This is a genomic window from Streptomyces javensis, from assembly GCF_039525925.1.
Lineage (GTDB): Bacteria > Actinomycetota > Actinomycetes > Streptomycetales > Streptomycetaceae > Streptomyces > Streptomyces asiaticus.
The window spans coordinates 1-16,489 of record NZ_BAAAIF010000013.1; the positions used below are offsets into that span (position 1 = coordinate 1).

General features: G+C 72.9%; 13 protein-coding genes and 1 pseudogene. 5 read left to right on the top strand and 9 right to left on the bottom strand.

Annotated elements, in window-relative coordinates; all coding sequences use genetic code 11:
• Both ABD329_RS14315 and ABD329_RS14320 read left to right on the top strand, forming a co-directional pair.
• Nucleotides 1-1,328, top strand: a pseudogene (locus ABD329_RS14315) (hypothetical protein); the annotation flags it as partial.
• 51 nt (nt 1,329-1,379) lie between these two features.
• A complete protein-coding gene (locus ABD329_RS14320; RefSeq protein WP_344316418.1) occupies nt 1,380-3,194 on the top strand; it encodes a protein kinase domain-containing protein in 1,815 nt (604 codons plus the stop codon).
• Between the two features lie 72 nt (nt 3,195-3,266).
• Here the strand turns inward: ABD329_RS14320 and ABD329_RS14325 are convergent, their stop codons facing one another.
• Nucleotides 3,267-4,550, bottom strand: coding sequence for an adenylosuccinate synthase (locus tag ABD329_RS14325; RefSeq protein ID WP_198279252.1), 1,284 nt, complete (start codon nt 4,548-4,550; stop codon nt 3,267-3,269).
• Between the two features lie 214 nt (nt 4,551-4,764).
• On the opposite strand from ABD329_RS14325, the gene ABD329_RS14330 reads away from it, so the two are divergent.
• Complete coding sequence (locus ABD329_RS14330) at nt 4,765-5,820, top strand: hypothetical protein (protein WP_344316473.1); 1,056 nt, start codon at nt 4,765-4,767, stop codon at nt 5,818-5,820.
• A gap of 51 nt (nt 5,821-5,871) precedes the next feature.
• On the opposite strand, the gene ABD329_RS14335 is transcribed toward ABD329_RS14330, so the two are convergent.
• Nucleotides 5,872-6,432, bottom strand: coding sequence for a MarR family transcriptional regulator (locus ABD329_RS14335; RefSeq protein ID WP_198279253.1), 561 nt, complete (start codon nt 6,430-6,432; stop codon nt 5,872-5,874).
• Nucleotides 6,433-6,524: 92 nt separating this feature from the next.
• Here ABD329_RS14335 and ABD329_RS14340 point away from each other — a divergent pair, with 92 nt between their 5' ends.
• Both ABD329_RS14340 and ABD329_RS14345 read left to right on the top strand, forming a co-directional pair.
• Nucleotides 6,525-7,442 carry an ABC transporter ATP-binding protein gene (locus ABD329_RS14340; RefSeq protein ID WP_044572200.1) on the top strand — a complete coding sequence of 306 codons (918 nt, stop codon included), beginning with the start codon at nt 6,525-6,527 and terminating at the stop codon, nt 7,440-7,442.
• Nucleotides 7,439-9,091, top strand: a complete 1,653-nt coding sequence (locus ABD329_RS14345; RefSeq protein ID WP_198279254.1) for an ABC transporter permease — start codon at nt 7,439-7,441, stop codon at nt 9,089-9,091. Before ABD329_RS14340 ends, ABD329_RS14345 begins: the two co-directional genes overlap by 4 nt.
• A gap of 99 nt (nt 9,092-9,190) precedes the next feature.
• Here the strand turns inward: ABD329_RS14345 and ABD329_RS14350 are convergent, their stop codons facing one another.
• The 7 genes from ABD329_RS14350 to ABD329_RS14380 form a co-directional block, all read right to left on the bottom strand.
• Nucleotides 9,191-10,414, bottom strand: coding sequence for a cytochrome P450 (locus ABD329_RS14350; RefSeq protein WP_198279255.1), 1,224 nt, complete (start codon nt 10,412-10,414; stop codon nt 9,191-9,193).
• A gap of 64 nt (nt 10,415-10,478) precedes the next feature.
• Nucleotides 10,479-11,183, bottom strand: coding sequence for a response regulator (locus tag ABD329_RS14355; RefSeq protein WP_198279256.1), 705 nt, complete (start codon nt 11,181-11,183; stop codon nt 10,479-10,481).
• Nucleotides 11,180-12,589 (bottom strand): sensor histidine kinase, encoded by a 1,410-nt coding sequence (locus ABD329_RS14360; RefSeq protein WP_309142820.1) that lies wholly within the window; start codon nt 12,587-12,589, stop codon nt 11,180-11,182. The genes ABD329_RS14355 and ABD329_RS14360 overlap by 4 nt, the downstream gene beginning before the upstream one ends.
• 65 nt (nt 12,590-12,654) lie before the next feature.
• Nucleotides 12,655-13,650 (bottom strand): alpha/beta hydrolase, encoded by a 996-nt coding sequence (locus ABD329_RS14365; RefSeq protein WP_344316420.1) that lies wholly within the window; start codon nt 13,648-13,650, stop codon nt 12,655-12,657.
• 3 nt (nt 13,651-13,653) lie between these two features.
• A complete protein-coding gene (kynU, locus tag ABD329_RS14370; protein ID WP_198279146.1) occupies nt 13,654-14,919 on the bottom strand; it encodes a kynureninase in 1,266 nt (421 codons plus the stop codon).
• Nucleotides 14,912-15,754 carry a tryptophan 2,3-dioxygenase family protein gene (locus tag ABD329_RS14375; RefSeq protein ID WP_198279145.1) on the bottom strand — a complete coding sequence of 281 codons (843 nt, stop codon included), beginning with the start codon at nt 15,752-15,754 and terminating at the stop codon, nt 14,912-14,914. The genes kynU and ABD329_RS14375 overlap by 8 nt, the downstream gene beginning before the upstream one ends.
• Nucleotides 15,755-16,034: 280 nt before the next feature.
• Nucleotides 16,035-16,448, bottom strand: a complete 414-nt coding sequence (locus ABD329_RS14380; RefSeq protein WP_014178261.1) for a DUF3151 domain-containing protein — start codon at nt 16,446-16,448, stop codon at nt 16,035-16,037.
• Nucleotides 16,449-16,489 lie beyond the last annotated feature (41 nt).

Consider the following 16,489-nt stretch of genomic DNA (forward strand, 5'->3'; position numbering starts at 1 on the left):
GCCACGGCGCGCCCGGCCACGGCGCGCCCGGCCACGGCGCGCCCGGAAACGCCACCCCGTCGCAGGCGGGCCCCGGTCCCGCCGCTCCCAACTCGCCCGCCTCCGGCGGCCCCTACGCCCCCGGGGCGTACGGCTACCCGGCGCACGCCACCCCGCCGCAGGCGGGCCAGGCGGGTGCGGAGGGCGAGCCGCCGACGCCGTCGCACGGCTTCGGGCCGCCCGCGGTCACCTCGTTCGGGGCTGCCGGGTCGCCTTCCGCCGGGTTCGGCGGACCGAGCGGGCCGGGCGGGCCGGGCGGACCGAGTGGGCCGGGCGGACCGAGTGGGCCGGGCGGGTCAGGAGCGCCGGGCGGACCCGGGGGCGGATCGCCGCAGACGCCCCCGAAGCCCAACCGACGGCGCCGTAAGACGCTCATCGTCGTGTCCGCCGCCATCGCCACCGCCCTCATAGCCGGGGTCGCCGCCCTCGTCGTGGTCAACGGGAACGACGACAAGGGCGACAAGGCCAAGACCGACTACGACAAGATGACCCACACCCCGCCCAACAGCCCCGGTGGCGCCAACTCCAAGGCGCCCACCGGGAGTTCGGACGGCCCCGATCCGTCCGCGACCAAGCTGGAGACGTCCGGCGACGTGCCCACCGAGTACCTGGGCGCCTGGGAGGGCGAGATCAAGGAGAGCGGCGAGTCGACCGGCAAGATCCGCCGGGTCGTGCTCTCGCAGGGGCCGGTCGGCTCGGTCGTCGCCGAGACCCTGACCTCCGACTCGGACTCGTTCTGCCAGGACTCCGCCAAGCTCAAGTCGGTGGACAGCCTGCTCCTCATCGAGGACGAGGACGTGGCCACCAGCATCCCCGAGGACAGTTGCAGCGCGATCGGCGAGCAGACGCTGCGGATAGGCAACGACGGCACCCTCGCCTGGAGCACCACGGACGGCTCCTCCGAGGCGACGCTGCGCCCCTCCAAGAGCGGCGGCAAGCCGATCCCCTCCGGGTACGTGGGCACTTGGCTGGCCAAGGACGCGTTCGGGAAGCCCGACGCCACGCTGAAGGTCACCATCAAGCAGGGCGCGATCGGCTCCGTGGTGGCTCAGGAGGTCGCGGACAGCAAGAAGTACCACTGCGAGGGGGACCGGATCCTGGCCTCGGTGGAGAAGGGACTGGTCGTCAGCCCCTCCAAGTTCACCGGGGGCACCCCCAAGAATCTCTGCGGCCCCGGCACGTCACTCACGTTCACATCTTCCGGACATGACAAGCTGCGTGTCGAATATGACGACCCGGACGATTACAGCGATGAGACGATGACACAGACGTTCACCCGCCTCGACTGATCGGCCGATCGGCAGAGGGACTATCGGCACAGGGACAGGAGCCACACCGCGATGGAGAACCTCGGGGCCCAGGACCCGCGGTGGATCGGCGAGTACCGGCTGCTCGGCAAGCTGGGCGAGGGCGGAATGGGCCGGGTCTACCTCGCCCGCTCCGCCCGCGGCCGCACCGTAGCGGTGAAGCTCGTACAGGCCGAACTCGCACGCCAGGCCGACTTCCGCGGCCGCTTCAAGCGGGAGGTGGAGGCGGCCAGACGGGTCGGCGGGCAGTGGACCGCGCCCGTCCTCGACGCCGACACCGACGCCGAGGTGCCGTGGGTGGCCACCGGCTACATCGGCGGTCCGTCCCTGCACAGCGTCGTCGCCGAGGACTTCGGGGCGCTGCCCGAGCGCTCGCTGCGGATCCTGGCGAACGGCCTGGCCCTCGCGCTGCGTGACATCCACGGCGCCGGGCTGGTCCACCGCGACCTCAAGCCGTCCAACATCCTCGTCACCATCGACGGTCCGCGCGTCATCGACTTCGGCATCGCGCGCGCCCTGGACGCCGTGGGCACCACCACGGGTGGCAATCTGACGATGACCGGCGCGGTCGTCGGCTCGCCCGGGTTCATGTCGCCCGAGCAGGTGCGGGGTGAGCCGGTCACCGCCGCGAGCGATGTCTTCTGCCTCGGCTCGGTGCTCGCCTTCGCCGCCACCGGACGTCAGCCCTTCGGCAACCTGGACAGCGGCATCCACGCGCTGATGTACCGAATAGCCCAGGAGGAGCCCGATCTGGTGGGGCTCCCCGACGGGGCGCGCGGGCTGGTCACCGCGTGCCTGGACAAGGACCCGGCCAAGCGGCCGTCGGTGGACGAGCTGGTGGCCGCCACCCAGCCGCCGGCCGATGACGGCGAGCCCTGGCTGCCGGGCGGACTGCTCGCCCGGCTGGGGCGGGACGCGCTCCAGCTGCTGGAGGTCGAGGCCGAGAACGCGCAGCCGGACGCCGTGGCGCCGCAGCAGGGCCCGTCGGCGTACGGACACCCCCAGGCCGCCGCGCACACCCCGCCCGGCCCCTCCGCGTACGGCACGCCGACGCCGTCCGCGTACGCGACCCCCCACGCCCACGCGTCCGGTGGTCCCGCGTACCAGATGTCCCAGCCCGCCACCCAGCCCTGGCAGGGCTATCAGTCGCCGATGGGCTACCCCGCGCCGGGCACGAGGATGAGGCCGATCCGTGGTCTGGCCACCGCCTTGATGAGCATGTTCGGCATCTGGCTGGTGCTGACGCTCCTCGACATGGCGCTGAACATCTCGCTGCTCGACGCGTACTTCGCCCAGGACGCCGGCGTGGTCACCGGCGATCTCCACGCCAAGCGGAGCGATGTCGAGGCGATGGACAGCGGCACCGGTGTCGCCGCGCTCGTGCTCGTCGTGCTGTGGCTGGTCTGGTTCCGGACCGCCTACATCAACTCCACGGTGCTCAACCCCGGGCGGCAGCGGTTCGGCAGCGGCTACTCCGTGGGCGCCTGGTTCATCCCGATCGCCCAGCTGTGGCTGCCCAAGCAGATCGCCAACGACGTCTGGACCTCCAGCACCCCGCCGGGGCCCGGACGCGGCGGCCGCGCGGTGTTGCACTGGTGGTGGACGTTCTTCGTGATGATGTTCCTGATGTTCCCGGTGAACGGGATCAGCGAGATCGTCGGCGACAACGTCCGGGATCAGCGGCCCAGCGTCATCATCAGCGTCATCGACGACTCGATCGGCATCCTGACCGCGCTGCTGGCCATCGCCGTGGTGCGGCGGATCACCAAGATGCAGGAGCAGCGGGCCGCGCGGCCCGTCGGTCAGCCGCAGCAGCCCGCCGGGGTGTTCGGGCCGCCCGCGGCGTAGGCGAAGCGTCCGGCCCGCCCGCGGCGTAGTCACGCCGGCGCGCGGGCCGCGCTCCCGCCGAGGGGTCAGAGGTCAGAGGAACGAGTTGATCTGGATGGTCTCGTCACGGCCCGGGCCGACCCCGATCGCCGAGATCGGGGCGCCCGACATCTCCTCGAGCGCCTGGACGTACTTCTGCGCGTTCTTCGGCAGCTCGTCGAAGGTCTTGGCCTGGGTGATGTCCTCCGACCAGCCCGGCAGCGTCTCGTAGATCGGCTTGGCGTGGTGGAAGTCGGTCTGGCTGTACGGCAGCTCCTCGACGCGCTTGCCGTCGATCTCGTACGCCACGCACACCGGGATCCGCTCCCAGCCGGTGAGCACGTCCAGCTTGGTGAGGAAGAAGTCGGTCAGGCCGTTGACCCGGGTCGCGTAGCGCGCGATGACCGCGTCGAACCAGCCGCAGCGCCGGTCGCGCCCGGTGGTCACACCGCGCTCGCCGCCGATCGTGCGCAGCTTCTCGCCGTCCTCGTCGAGGAGCTCGGTGGGGAACGGGCCCGCGCCGACGCGGGTGGTGTATGCCTTGAGGATGCCGATCACGCGGTTGATCTTCGTCGGGCCGACTCCGGTGCCGGTGCAGGCGCCGCCCGCGGTCGGGTTGGAGGAGGTGACGAAGGGGTACGTGCCGTGGTCGACGTCGAGCAGGGTGCCCTGCCCGCCCTCGAAGAGCACGACCTGGCCCTGGTCGATGGCGTTGTTGAGCAGCAGGGTGGTGTCGGCGACATAGCCGCTGAGCCGGTCCGCGTAGCCCAGCAGCTCCTCGACGACCTGGTCGACCGCGATGGCGCGGCGGTTGTAGAGCTTGGCCAGCACCTGGTTCTTGTAGTCCAGGGCCGCCTCGACCTTCTGCCGCAGGATCGACTCGTCGAAGAGGTCCTGGACCCGGATGCCCACCCGGTTGATCTTGTCCGCGTAGGCCGGGCCGATGCCGCGGCCGGTGGTGCCGATCTTCCGCTTGCCGAGGAATCGTTCCGACACCTTGTCGAGGGTCGTGTGATACGGCGTGATCAGATGGGCGTTACCGCTGATCAGCAGCTTGGACGTGTCGACGCCGCGGTCGGCGAGCCCGCTCAGCTCGGAGAGCAGGACCGCGGGATCCACGACGACGCCGTTGCCGATGACCGGGGTACACCCGGGCGAGAGGATTCCGGACGGGAGGAGGTGCAGCGCGTACTTCTGATCGCCGACCACCACCGTGTGGCCCGCGTTGTTACCGCCCTGGTAGCGCACTACGTAGTCCACGGAACCACCGAGCAGATCGGTGGCCTTTCCCTTGCCCTCGTCACCCCACTGAGCACCGAGCAGCACAAGTGCGGGCACAGGCGTACACCCCTTCCGGGCGGGGCATGTCCAACGTGCATGGTGACGCGCGCCACCACAAGAGCCGTCGAACCGGTGCCCCGGATAGACGAAGCCCCTGGCGCAACAGCGACAGGGGCTCTTGCACCGAGAGATTACCTGAGGAAGGACCGAGGTGTCGGCTCCAGATCCCCGGCCCCCTGCGCCGGACACCGCCCGGGGGCGCCCGCTGCTCATGGTCATCGACCCCAACGCCCGCCGCACGGACGGGGAGTCGGTGCGGATCGCGAAGGATGTGCTGTGTGCGGGCGCGCAGACGAAAATCTGCCTGCCGGACGGCCCCGAGGAGGTCGAGCGGGCGCTGGCCCGCCGGGGCGCCCGGCGGCCGGTGCTGGTGGGCGACGACCGCGCCCTGCTGCGGATGGTGGAGCTGCTGCACCGGCGGCGGGAGCTGGCGGACGCCGCGCTGTCGGTGGTCCCGGTCGGCGGTTCCGCCACGGTCGCCCTGGCCCATTCGCTCGGGGTGCCGACGGACGCGGTCGCCGCGGCCCGTACGGTCCTCGACGGGACCGCGCGCCCGCGTGACCTGCTGGTGGACGAGAGCGGCGGGGTGGTGCTCGGCGGTCTGCGGATCTCCTCCGGGCTCACTCCGCACGGTGCGCACGACGGGATGCCGGGCGGCTGCGGCGCGGCGGCCGGACCGGAAGGGACGGACGGGACGGACGGGACGGACGGGCACGGCCCGGGCCCGCACGGGGACGGGGCGAGGGGCCGGGACTGCGGCTGCGACCCCTGCGTCCAGGACCGCCGCCGGGCCGAGGACGGCGAGGGCGGCCGGGACGGCACGGGCCCGCCCGGCCACGGCCGGGAGGGCCCCGGCGGCGAGGGCGACGGCCACCGGCCGTGGTGGAGCCCGGCGGCCCGCACCGCCCGCACCGCGCTGACGCTGCTCTCGCTCCCGGTGATCGGCCTGGCGGGCGGCGCCCGGCGGCCGGCGCATCCACCGCCGCAGCGGCTGCGGATCGAGGCGGACGGGGTGCTGCTGCGCGATCTGGACCGGCCGGTGGAGCGGGTCTCGGTCTCGACTGCCGCGCCGGGCGGCGGGCTGGCCGAGGTCGTGGTCCACCCCCATGCGGCGGGCAGCCCCCTGCGCACCCGGGCCCGGGCCGTCACCGTCTCCGGACCGGACTTCCGCTACCACGCGGACGCGCTGATCCGCGGCCCGGTCCGCAGCCGCACCTGGACGGTCCTGGCCGAGGCCTGGAGCCTGATGCTCCCCCACCGCCCTTGAGCCCCACTCGCGCCGCCCCGGGCCGGGCGGGGCGGGGCGCACGGTGGGTCGTCAGCCCGCTTCGGCCTCGGCGGCCTCGGCGGCCTCGGCGGCACGGCGCTCGGCCTGCTGGGCGCGCCAGCGCTCGAGCATCTTGGGCAGCTCCCGCTGCACGAACTCGAAGAAGTCGGCGGTCTCGGTGATCCGCAGCCCCGCCGGGGTGCTGGGGCCGAGCACCTTCGCGCCGTCGCGCATGGTGCTCTCCCAGCGGGCGACCACCTGGTCGCGGCGGGTCAGCGTCTCGTACCAGACCTCGTTGTAGAGCCGGTAGCGATCGCGGCGGGAGCCCGGCTCGCGCTCCCGCACCACCATGTCCACCTGGGACAGATAGCGGATCGCGCCCGAGACCGCGGCCGGGCTGATCCGCAGCCGCTCGGCGAGCTCCGCCGAGGTGAGTGCCCCGGAGTCGGAGACGAGGAGCGCCGCGAAGACCCGCGCCGCCATGCGCTGCATCCCGGCCTCGGCCAGATCGGCCGCGAACCGCTCGACGAACCTGGACACCGCCGCCTCGTCACGCGCCGCTTCACCGCGCGTGTGATCGGGCGCGCCCCCCGGTTCGATCGTCTCCCTCACCGCTTCATCATCTCCTCTCTTCGTCACATCATCATAAGTTTATATGGTTCCTTAACTTCACAAATTTGTGAAACTAGCGTAGCTTCGAAATCATGAAAACGGCAATCTCCGTGTCCGGCCTCCACAAGTCCTTCGGCCGGACCCACGCGTTGGACGGCCTCGACCTCGAAGTCGAGGCAGGTGAGGTCCATGGCTTCCTTGGGCCCAACGGCGCCGGGAAGTCCACGACCATCCGAGTCCTCCTCGGGCTGCTCCGCGCCGACTCCGGCGCGGTGCAGATGCTGGGCAAGGACCCCTGGCACGACGCGGTCGACCTCCACCGCCACATCGCGTACGTCCCCGGAGACGTCACCCTGTGGCGCAACCTGAGCGGTGGAGAGGTCATCGACCTGTACGGGCGGCTGCGCGGCGGGCTGGACACCGCACGCCGCGCCGAGCTCCTGGAGCGATTCGAGCTCGACCCCACCAAGAAGGGCCGTACGTACTCCAAGGGCAATCGCCAGAAGGTCGCCCTGGTCGCCGCGTTCGCATCCGAAGTGGAGCTGCTGATCCTCGACGAGCCGACCTCCGGGCTCGACCCGCTCATGGAGGAGGTCTTCCGCGAGTGCGTCGCCGAGGAGCGCGACCGCGGTCGTACGGTGCTGCTCTCCAGCCACATCCTCAGCGAGGTCGAGGCGCTCTGCCGGCGGGTGAGCATCATCCGCAAGGGCCGGCGGGTGGAGTCCGGCACCCTCACCGAGCTGCGCCATCTGACCCGTACGTCGGTGACCGCCGAGCTCGCCGGCGAGCCCAACGGCCTGTCCGGCCTCCCCGGTGTGCACAACGTGGACATCCAGGGCAGCCAGGTCAAGCTCCAGGTCGACTCCGACAAGATGGACGCCGTGCTGCGGCAGCTCACCCAGGTCGGGGTGCGCAGCCTCATCTCCACCCCGCCCACCCTGGAAGAGCTCTTCCTGCGCCACTACCAGGACGACATCACGCGCACGGAAGCCGAGGCGATCGCCCGATGACCGCCGTAGCCGACGCCCGGGTCTCCCCCCGCGCCCGCGGATCGGCCCACGATCTGGCGGGCACGGGCACGCTGCTGCGGCTCGCCCTGCGCCGCGACCGGATCATGATGCCGGTGTGGGTGCTGTGCCTGGGGCTCACGGCCAGCAGCACCGTCGGCCGTCTGAAGAGCGCGTACGACACCCCGGCCCGGCGCGCCAGCCTCGTCGAGGACATGAACGGGAACGGCTCGACCCGGGCCCTGTTCGGCGCCGCCTTCGACGACACGCTCGGCGCGCTCACCGTCTGGCGCGTGGGCGCCTTCCTCACCGTGTTCGCCGCGATCATGAGCCTGCTCATCGTGATCCGGCACACCCGCGAGGAGGAGGAGACCGGCCGCCAGGAGGCGCTCTCCGCCGGCATGGTCGGCCGCCGCGCGGGGCTCACCTCGGCCCTGCTCGCCGTGGCCATCGCCAACGGCGCGGTGACCCTGCTCATCGCGGGCAGTCTCGCGGGCCAGGGCGGCACCGGCGCGCTGGCCCTCGGCCTCGCCGTCGGCCTCTCCGGTATGGCCTTCGGCGGTCTGGCCGCCGTCGCCGCCCAGCTCACCGAGAACGCACGGCTGGCCCGGGGCCTGAGCTCCGCCGCGGTCGGCGTCGCCTTCGTGCTGCGCATGGCGGGTGACGCCGCCGAGGACGGCAGCAAGGGCTCCGGCCATGTGCTGGTCTGGCTCTCGCCGCTGGGCTGGGCCGAGTACGCCCGGCCGTACGCGGACGAGCGCTGGTGGCCGCTGCTGCTGATCGCCGTGCTCGCCGCAGCCTCGATCGCCCTCGCCTACTCCCTCGCCGGACGTCGCGACGTGGGCGCCAGCTTCTACGCCACCCGCCCCGGCCCGCCGGCCGCCGGCCCGCTGCTGAACGGGGTCTACGGCCTGGGCTGGCGGCTCCAGCGCGGTGCCCTGCTCGGGTGGGCCGCGGGCTTCGTCTTCGCGGGCGCCATCTTCGGCGGCATCTCCGACGGTGCCAACGACTTCCTGGGCGACAGCGACAAGACCCGCGACATCATCCAGCGGATGGGCGGCGCCCAGGGGCTCAACGACGCGTTCCTGGCCGCCATGGTCGGCGTCCTCGGCACCATCCTCACCGTCTACACCACCACCTCCGTGCTGCGGCTGCGCAGCGAGGAGACCGACCAGCGCGCGGAGCCCCTGCTGGCCAACGCCGTCGGCCGGCTGCGCTGGGCCGGGAGCCACCTGGTCATCGCGTACCTCGGCCCGGTCGTCATCCTGGCGATCGGCGGTCTGGCGCTGGGGCTGGGCTACGGCGTCGCGGCGGGCGATCTGGCCGACCAGCTCCCCCGCTGCCTCGGTGCCACCCTCTCCCAGCTCCCGGCGGTGTGGGTGCTCACCAGCGTGACGCTCTTCCTCGTGGGCGTGGTGCCGAAGTACTCGGCCGCGGCCTGGGCGTTCGTCGGCTGGGTGGTCGCCCTGGGCTGGATGGGCCCGGCGCTGGAGCTGTCCGACTCCGTCATGGACACCTCGCCCTTCAGCCATCTGCCGAAGCTGCCGGGCGACGAGGTGACGGCCGCCCCGTTCCTGTGGCTGCTGCTCCTCTCGATCGTTCTCTCCGCCGGAGGCCTGGTGGGTATGCGCCGCCGTGACATCGGCGGCTGACCCCCGTCGGCCCACCACACCCCGGCAACCGCCCCCTGTTGTCCACAGGCTGTGGACAACAGGGGGCTCGTTTGTTCCGACCGCCTCCGCGGGCTCCGCTCAGAGCTCGACCCGGAGCTCCCGCAGCCCGCGGATGACGAAGTTCGTCCCCCGCTCCGGCTCCTTGACCAGCCGCAGCCCGGGCGCCTTGCGGAGCAGGGCGCCGAAGGAGGCGATCAGCTCCAGACGGGCCAGTGGGGCGCCCAGGCAGTAGTGGATCCCGGCGCCGAAGCTGATGTGGGGGTTGTCGGTGCGGGAGAGATCGAGGGTGTCCGGGCGGTCGAAACGGGCCGGGTCGCGGTTGGCCGAGCCGAACAGCAGCGCCACCTCGCTGCCGCGTGGGATGACCGTGCCGCCGACCTCGATGTCCTCCAGCACCCACCGCTCGAAGAGCTGGAGCGGGGTGTCGTAGCGCAGCAGCTCGTCCACGGCGGTGGGCAGCAGCGCGTCGGGGTCCGCGCGGAGCCGGGCGAGCTGTTCGGGGTGGCGGAAGAGCGCCCACCAGCCGTTCCCGGTGGTGTTGACCGTGGCCTCGTGGCCCGCGTTGAGCAGCAGCACACAGGTGGAGATCATCTCCTGCTCGGTGAGCCGGTCGCCCTCGTCGTGCGCGGCGATGAGCCCGCTGATCAGATCGTCCCCCGGGGCCGTGCGGCGCGCCTCGATCAACTCGCGCAGATACGCGGAGAATTCGATGGACGCCCGCACGGCCCGGCGCGCCGTGTCCTCGCCCGGGCTCAGCTCGTACATCCCGCAGATATCGGCCGACCAGGGCCGCAGGGCGGGGCGGTCGGCGGGCGGAATGCCCAGCATCTCGGCGATCACGGCGACCGGCAGCGGTTCGGCGACCGTCTCGATGAGATCGCCGCCGCCCGCGGCGACGAGGGAGTCCACGAGTTCCTCCGCGAGCCGCTGGATCGTCGGCACCAGCGCCTCGACCGTCCGCGGGGTGAACGCCTTGGAGACGAGCCGGCGCAGCCGGGTGTGATCCGGCGGTTCCAGGTCGAGCATGCCGTGGTCGTTGAGGGTGTGGAACGGTTCGTGCTCGGGCGGCGGCGCGGTGCGGCCGAACTCCTCATGGCCGAAGCGGTGGAGGTAGGTGCGGCCGAGCCTGCGGTCCCGCAGCAGGGCGCCGACATCCGCGTGCCGCGGGATCAGCCACTGACGGGAGGGCTCGAACCAGTGCGCCCGGCCGCGCTCGCGCAGCTCGGCGTAGGCCGGGTACGGGTCCGCGACGAACGACGGCCGCCAGGGGTCGAAGGCGGGGGCTTCCGCGCTGCTGCTCATCCCCGGACGGTACCGCCGGGCCCGCCCGGCCTCCAGGGGCGGTCTCGGGGCGCACCAGGCGCGGTCAGCCGCCGGGCGTCACCAGGCGGACCTCGTAGGCGAACACCGCCGCCTGGGTGCGGTCGCGCAGCCCCAGCTTCACCAGGATCCGGCTGACGTGCGTCTTCACCGTCGACTCGGCGACGATCAGCCGTTCGGCGATCTCCGCGTTGGAGCAGCCCTGGGCGACCAGCACCAGGACCTCGTTCTCCCGCTCGGTCAGCTCGGCCAGCCGCCCCCGCGGGGAGGGAAGCGGACCACCGAACCCGGCGGCCTCGCCGATCCGCGAGAACGTGCTGATCAGGCGCTTGGTGACGGTCGGGGCGAGCAGCGCCTCGCCCGCCGCGACGACGCGTACCGCATCGCCGAGCTGCCGGGCGGAGGCGTCCTTGAGCAGGAAGCCGCTCGCTCCGGCGCGCAGCGCCTGGTAGACGTACTCGTCCAGGTCGAAGGTGGTCAGGACGAGCACCTTGGCGTCCGCGTCCGCCGCGACGATCTCGCGGGTGGCCTCGAGGCCGTTGACCTCCGGCATCCGGATGTCCATCAGGACGACATCGGGGCGCAGCGCGGCCACCTGGGCGATGGCCTGGCGCCCGTCGACCGCCTCACCGATGACCTCGATATCGGGCTGGGCGTTCAGCAGCACGGAGAAGCCCTCGCGGACCATCACCTGGTCGTCGGCGATCAGTACGCGGATGGGAGAGGGGAGGGAGGGGGCGTCGGTGGTCATGGCCTCATCGTCTCCCCTTCCGGCGCGGGCCCCTGCTTTGGCGCCGATGCCTCCGGCGCGCGCTCCCGCTTCGGCACCGATGCCTCCGGTCCGGACGCCTCCGCTTCGGGGACCGCGGCGGCCGGGATGAAGACCGCGACCTCGTAGCCGCCGTCCTCCTCCACCGCGCCCGCCGTCATCTCCCCGTTCAGCATGGCCACCCGCTCCCGCATCCCGAGCAGCCCATGGCCCATGCCCGGCGAGGGCCGTACGGCCTGGGTGGGCGGGCCGTTGACGATCCGCAGGCCCAGACCGCCGAGGACGTAGGCGACTTCGACGCGGGCGGTGCTGCCGGGCGCGTGCCGCAGCGCGTTGGACAGCGCCTCCTGGACGATCCGGTACGCGGACAGCTCCACCCCGGAGGGCAGCGGCCGTACGGCGCCGGTGGTGATGTGCTCGACGGTCAGCCCCGCCGCCCGGACCCCCGCGAAGAGCGTGTCGAGGGTGGCGAGGGTCGGCTGGGGCGCCTCGGGGTCGGCGTCGGCGTAGGCATCGGGGTCGTCGGCGCGTACGACCCCGAGGACGCGGCGGAGTTCGGTGAGCGCGGCGACCGCGTTCTCGCGGATGGTCGCGAAGCTGGTGGCCAGCTCCTCGGGCGGATTGGCCACCCGGTAGGGCGCCGCCTCGGCCTGGATGGCGATCACCGACATGTGGTGCGCGACGACGTCGTGCAGTTCCCGGGCGATGGTCGCGCGCTCCTCCAGCAGGGTGCGGCGGGAGCGCTCCTCGTGGGTGGCCGACTGCTGCACGGCGACCTGCTGCTTGGTCTCGCGCAGACTGCGCCGGGCCACGACGGCGCCCACGATGACGCAGGAGGTGACGACCATCGGGAAGGCGTTCGTCTGCCGCCAGTCGACGGCGAGATCGCAGGCGAACCCGAACCCGGCCGTGAGCAGCAACATCTGACCGGCCACACGCGGAGGGTTCCGGAACGCGACGATCACCATCACCGCGATATGGGAGGCGAAGAGGGTCGGCGGCCAGGGCCACATGCTGCCGTCGGCCGACTCGGCGACGCCCAGACCCCATACGACGCTCCCCCCGAACGACAGCCACCAGGCGCCGATCGGCCGGTAGAGCGCGATCAGCAGGGGCACGCTGCTGAGCAGCGCCGTCCCCACGCCCTCGAGTTCGTTCGCCACGGCCATGAGGTAGAAGGCGAAGGCCGTGAGCGCGGCATGCGGCAGCCACGGCGCGTACGGCCGGAACCGCTGCGGCGCCTTGCGCACCAGCGGATGCGTGGCGCCGAGCGGTGGCACGGGGCGGAGGGCGAAGGCGTCGGTGATCAAGTCCTTCCGCAGATCGGACATCGCCCGGCGGATGGTGCGGAGTTCGGTCCGCGGAATCGTCTCAGTCACGCCGTCCACCGTAGGGAGCGGGCGCCGCGGCGTCGTCCCCGGGAATGTGGATTGCGCGGTGTCCGTCTCAAGTACTACGCGGCCGCGTCCGTCCCCGCCAGGCGGGCGATCTCCTCGGCGACGGTGTGCGCGGCGGGGGTCGTGGGGTCGATGGGCGGGAAGTGGCCGCCGTCGGTCCTGATCAGCCGTACGTCCTGTCCGGCGCGGGCGGACGCCTTCGCGAAGGCGTCCGCGACCGCCGGTGGCACATCGATGTCGGTGCCGCCCTGCACGACGGTGGTGGGGATCGCGGTGGGCAGCAGCGCGGCCGGGTCGGCGAGGCCCAGCCGGACCGTCAGTTCATCGCCGCCGACGGCGCCCCTGCCACCGCCATCGCCATCGCCCCTGCTACCGCCTTCGCCCCTGCCACCGCCTTCGCCTTCGCCGAGGAGTTCGTCGACGGCGCCGGAGCAGACGTCCAGCGCACGGGCCGTGGCGAGGTCGGCGATGGGGGCGAGGGCGACGACACCGCGGAGCGGGGAGGGGGAGGCCAGATGCCAGGGAGTGCCGGACGGCAGCCGATGCCGGGCCGCCGCCCACAGCACCGCGTGCCCGCCCGCGGAGTGCCCGGTGAGCACCACCCGGTCCGGGTCGACCCCGGGGAGCCCGAGTTCCCGGACGAGGCCCGGCACGGTGTCCACGGCGGCCGCGATGTCGTCGAACGTCTCCGGCCACCGCCCCGCCCGCGCGGGGTCCGCCCCGCCGCGCCGGTACTCGACGGACGCCACCGCCAGCCCCCGCCCCGCCAGGAAGGCGGCGAACGGCGAGACATGGCGGCGGTCGTAGGGGGCCCGCCAGGCGCCGCCGTGGAAGAGGAGGACCAGCGGGGCGGGGCGGGCGGCCCCGTCCACGCCGGGCGCGGACGCCCCGCCCGCCCCGGACAGCGAGGCCCCGTCCACGCCGGGCGGAAGGTAGAAGTCCACCACCTGGTCCGGGTGTTCGCCGTACGCGGCCGTCCGGGCCGGGTCCACGGGCGCGAGCCCGAAGACCGACGTCTCCTCGGCCGCCGCTCCCGCCGTCGCGCCGCCCATCGGTCACCCCTCCTTCAGCACAGCGGCCAGCACCCGCGCCGCCCGCTCCACCTCGGCGTAGCCCGTGTAGAGCGGGGTGAAACCGAAGCGCAGCACATCGGGGCGGCGGAAGTCGCCCACGACACCGCGCCGCACCAGCTCCGCCATCACCTCCCCGGCCTCCCCCGCCGCCGCGCACCGCAGCGCCACCTGGCTGCCGCGCTCGGCGTGTGCGGCGGGGGTGATCGACCGGACGCGGCCCGCCGGAACGTAGTCCTCGACGCAGCGGAGGAAGAGGTCCGTCAGGGCGAGGCTCTTGGCCCGGACGTCCTCGATCGTCACGCCGTCCCACACCTCGAGCGCGGCCTCCAGCGCCAGCATCGAGAGGATGTCCGGGGTGCCGACGCGGCCGCGGACCGCGCCGTCGGCCGGGGTGTAGGCGGCGGCCATGCCGAAGGGGTCGGCGTGCGAGTTCCAGCCGGGCAGCGGCGAGTCGAAGCGCGGCTGATGGGCCTGGGCGACATACAGATACGCGGGCGCCCCGGGCCCGCCGTTGAGGTACTTGTAGGTGCAGCCCACCGCGAGGTCCACCCCATGGGCGTCCAGCCCGACCGGCAGGGCGCCCGCGCTGTGGCACAGGTCCCACACCACGAGCGCGCCCGCCGTGTGCACGGCGGCCGTGGTTCCGGGCAGGTCGTGGAGGCGGCCGGTGCGGTAGTCCACATGGTTCACGAGCGCGACGGCGGTGCGCGCGCCGACGGCGGTCGGGACGTCGCCCGCGGCCACCGGCCGCACGGTGCAGCCGGTCATCCGGGCGGCGGACTCGGCGATGTAGCCGTCGGTGGGGAAGGTGGCCTCGTCGACCAGGATCTGATCGCGGTGGGCGCCGCGCTCCTGGGCGATCCTTACGGCCGCGACGACCGCTTTGAAGACGTTCACGCTCGTCGAGTCACCCACCACGACTTGGCCGGGGGCGGCGCCGATGAGCCGGCCGACGCGATCGCCGATCCGCTCCGGCGCGGTCCACCAGCCGCTCTCCTCCCACGAGCGGATGCGCAGCTCACCCCATTCGCGGGCGATCACATCGGCCAGCCGGGGCGGGACGGCGCGGGGCAGCGCGCCCAGTGAGTTGCCGTCGAGGTAGATCGTGTCGTCGAGGGTGAAGGCGTCGCGCTTGGCGCGCAGCGGGTCGGCCGCGTCGAGCCCGGCGGCCTCGTCGGCCAGAGCGGTCCCGCGCGGACCGGGCTCGGCGCCAGCCGACTCCGTCGTGGGAATCGTCGCGTCAGACATGGCTACGCGCCGTCCACAGCTCGGGGAAGACGTTCTTGGCCGCGCGCTTCTCCAGCCAGGCGACCCCGGCCGAGCCGCCCGTGCCGGTCTTGGAGCCCATCGCCCGCCGGGTCGCCACCAGGTGGTCATTGCGCCAGCGCCACACCAGCTCGGCGACCTCGGTCAGCGCCTCGCCGAGCCGGACCAGCTCGCTGTCCTGCGGGCCGGAGTAGATCTCCTCCCAGACCCGCTCCACCCCGGGATCCGGTTCATGGCGCAGGGCGGGATCGCGGTCCAGCACCGCGGCCGGGACGGCGAGGCCGCGCCGCGCGAGATGGCGCAGCACCTCGTCGTAGAGGCTGGGCTCGGTCAGCGCCTTCTCCAGCTCGGCGTGGACCCGCGGCGCGCCCCGGTGCGGGACGAGCATCGACGCGGATTTGTCGCCGAGCAGGAACTCCAGCCGCCGGTACATCGCCGACTGGAAGCCGGAGCCCTCGCCGAGCGCGGAGCGGTACGCGTTGAACTGGCCGGGGGTGAGATGGGCCAGCGGCGTCCACGAGGCGTTGAGCGACTCCAGCTCGTAGGCCGAGCGCTGGAGCGCGGCCATCGCGGTGGGCAGATCGTCCTCGCGCAGCGCCTGCGCGGCGGTCTGCCACTCATGGACGATCACCGTGAACCACAACTCCATGACCTGGGTGGTGACCAGGAACACCATCTCGCCGGGGTCGTCGGAGAGGGGGTGCTGGAGGTGGGTGAGCACGGACGCCTGGACGTAGTCCTCGTACGGCGTGGTGCCGTCGAAGTCCAGATGCGGGGCGTCGGACTCGGCGTGGCCAGGGACAGGCTGCTGCGACATCGCAATCTCCTGAGTACTGCTCGCTACCGGGTAGCGGTCCGCCCCTTCCCTTCGGTCTCGGAGCCCCGGTCCCCTCGGGGCCCACAGCCGAAGGGGCCCCGCACCGCATCATCCGCGCAGCGCGGACGATCGGCAAGTACGGAAGGGGCCCGTGGGGCATACGACACCCCACAGGCCCGGTGCGCCTCGCCCTGTCCCAGCGGATCCGGAGAGGGGAGGCGAGATCAGGAGATGTGAATCAGGAGATCTGAATCAGGCGACCTGAATCAGCTGACCTGATTCAGGAGAGCGTGTCCGCCGCGGTCGGGGAGCTCTCACGCAGGAAGGTCGAGCAGCGCTCGTACTCCTCCTGCTCGCCGATGGACTGCGCGGCGCGCGCGAGCGCGTGCAGGGCGCGCAGGAAGCCCCGGTTGGGCTCGTGCTCGAAGGGCACCGGACCGTGGCCCTTCCAGCCACTGCGGCGCAGGGCGTCGAGCCCGCGGTGGTAGCCGGTGCGGGCGTACGCGTAGGACTCGACCACCCGGCCGGCCTCGAACGCCTCGTCGGCGAGCTGAGCCCAGGCGAGCGAGGAGGCCGGGTACTTCGCGGCGACCTCGGCCGGGGCCGCGCCGGAGGCGAGCAGCTCACGCGGCTCCGGGTCGTCGGGCAGATGGGTCGGGGGCGGTCCCCCGAGCAGGTTCTCGTGAATGGCCATGGGTTCCAGTCTGCCTGGTCCGGGGCCCCACCCGACACGCT

Bases quoted from the DNA above. Each gene is read 5' to 3' on its own strand.
- ABD329_RS14320 (WP_344316418.1), top strand. From the start codon at position 1,380: ATGGAGAACCTCGGGGCCCAGGACCCGCGGTGGATCGGCGAGTACCGG.
- ABD329_RS14330 (WP_344316473.1), top strand. From the start codon at position 4,765: ATGGTCATCGACCCCAACGCCCGCCGCACGGACGGGGAGTCGGTGCGG.
- ABD329_RS14340 (WP_044572200.1), top strand. From the start codon at position 6,525: ATGAAAACGGCAATCTCCGTGTCCGGCCTCCACAAGTCCTTCGGCCGG.
- ABD329_RS14345 (WP_198279254.1), top strand. From the start codon at position 7,439: ATGACCGCCGTAGCCGACGCCCGGGTCTCCCCCCGCGCCCGCGGATCG.
- ABD329_RS14350 (WP_198279255.1), bottom strand. From the start codon at position 10,414: ATGAGCAGCAGCGCGGAAGCCCCCGCCTTCGACCCCTGGCGGCCGTCG.
- ABD329_RS14355 (WP_198279256.1), bottom strand. From the start codon at position 11,183: ATGACCACCGACGCCCCCTCCCTCCCCTCTCCCATCCGCGTACTGATC.
- ABD329_RS14365 (WP_344316420.1), bottom strand. From the start codon at position 13,650: ATGGGCGGCGCGACGGCGGGAGCGGCGGCCGAGGAGACGTCGGTCTTC.
- kynU (WP_198279146.1), bottom strand. From the start codon at position 14,919: ATGTCTGACGCGACGATTCCCACGACGGAGTCGGCTGGCGCCGAGCCC.
- ABD329_RS14375 (WP_198279145.1), bottom strand. From the start codon at position 15,754: ATGTCGCAGCAGCCTGTCCCTGGCCACGCCGAGTCCGACGCCCCGCAT.
- ABD329_RS14380 (WP_014178261.1), bottom strand. From the start codon at position 16,448: ATGGCCATTCACGAGAACCTGCTCGGGGGACCGCCCCCGACCCATCTG.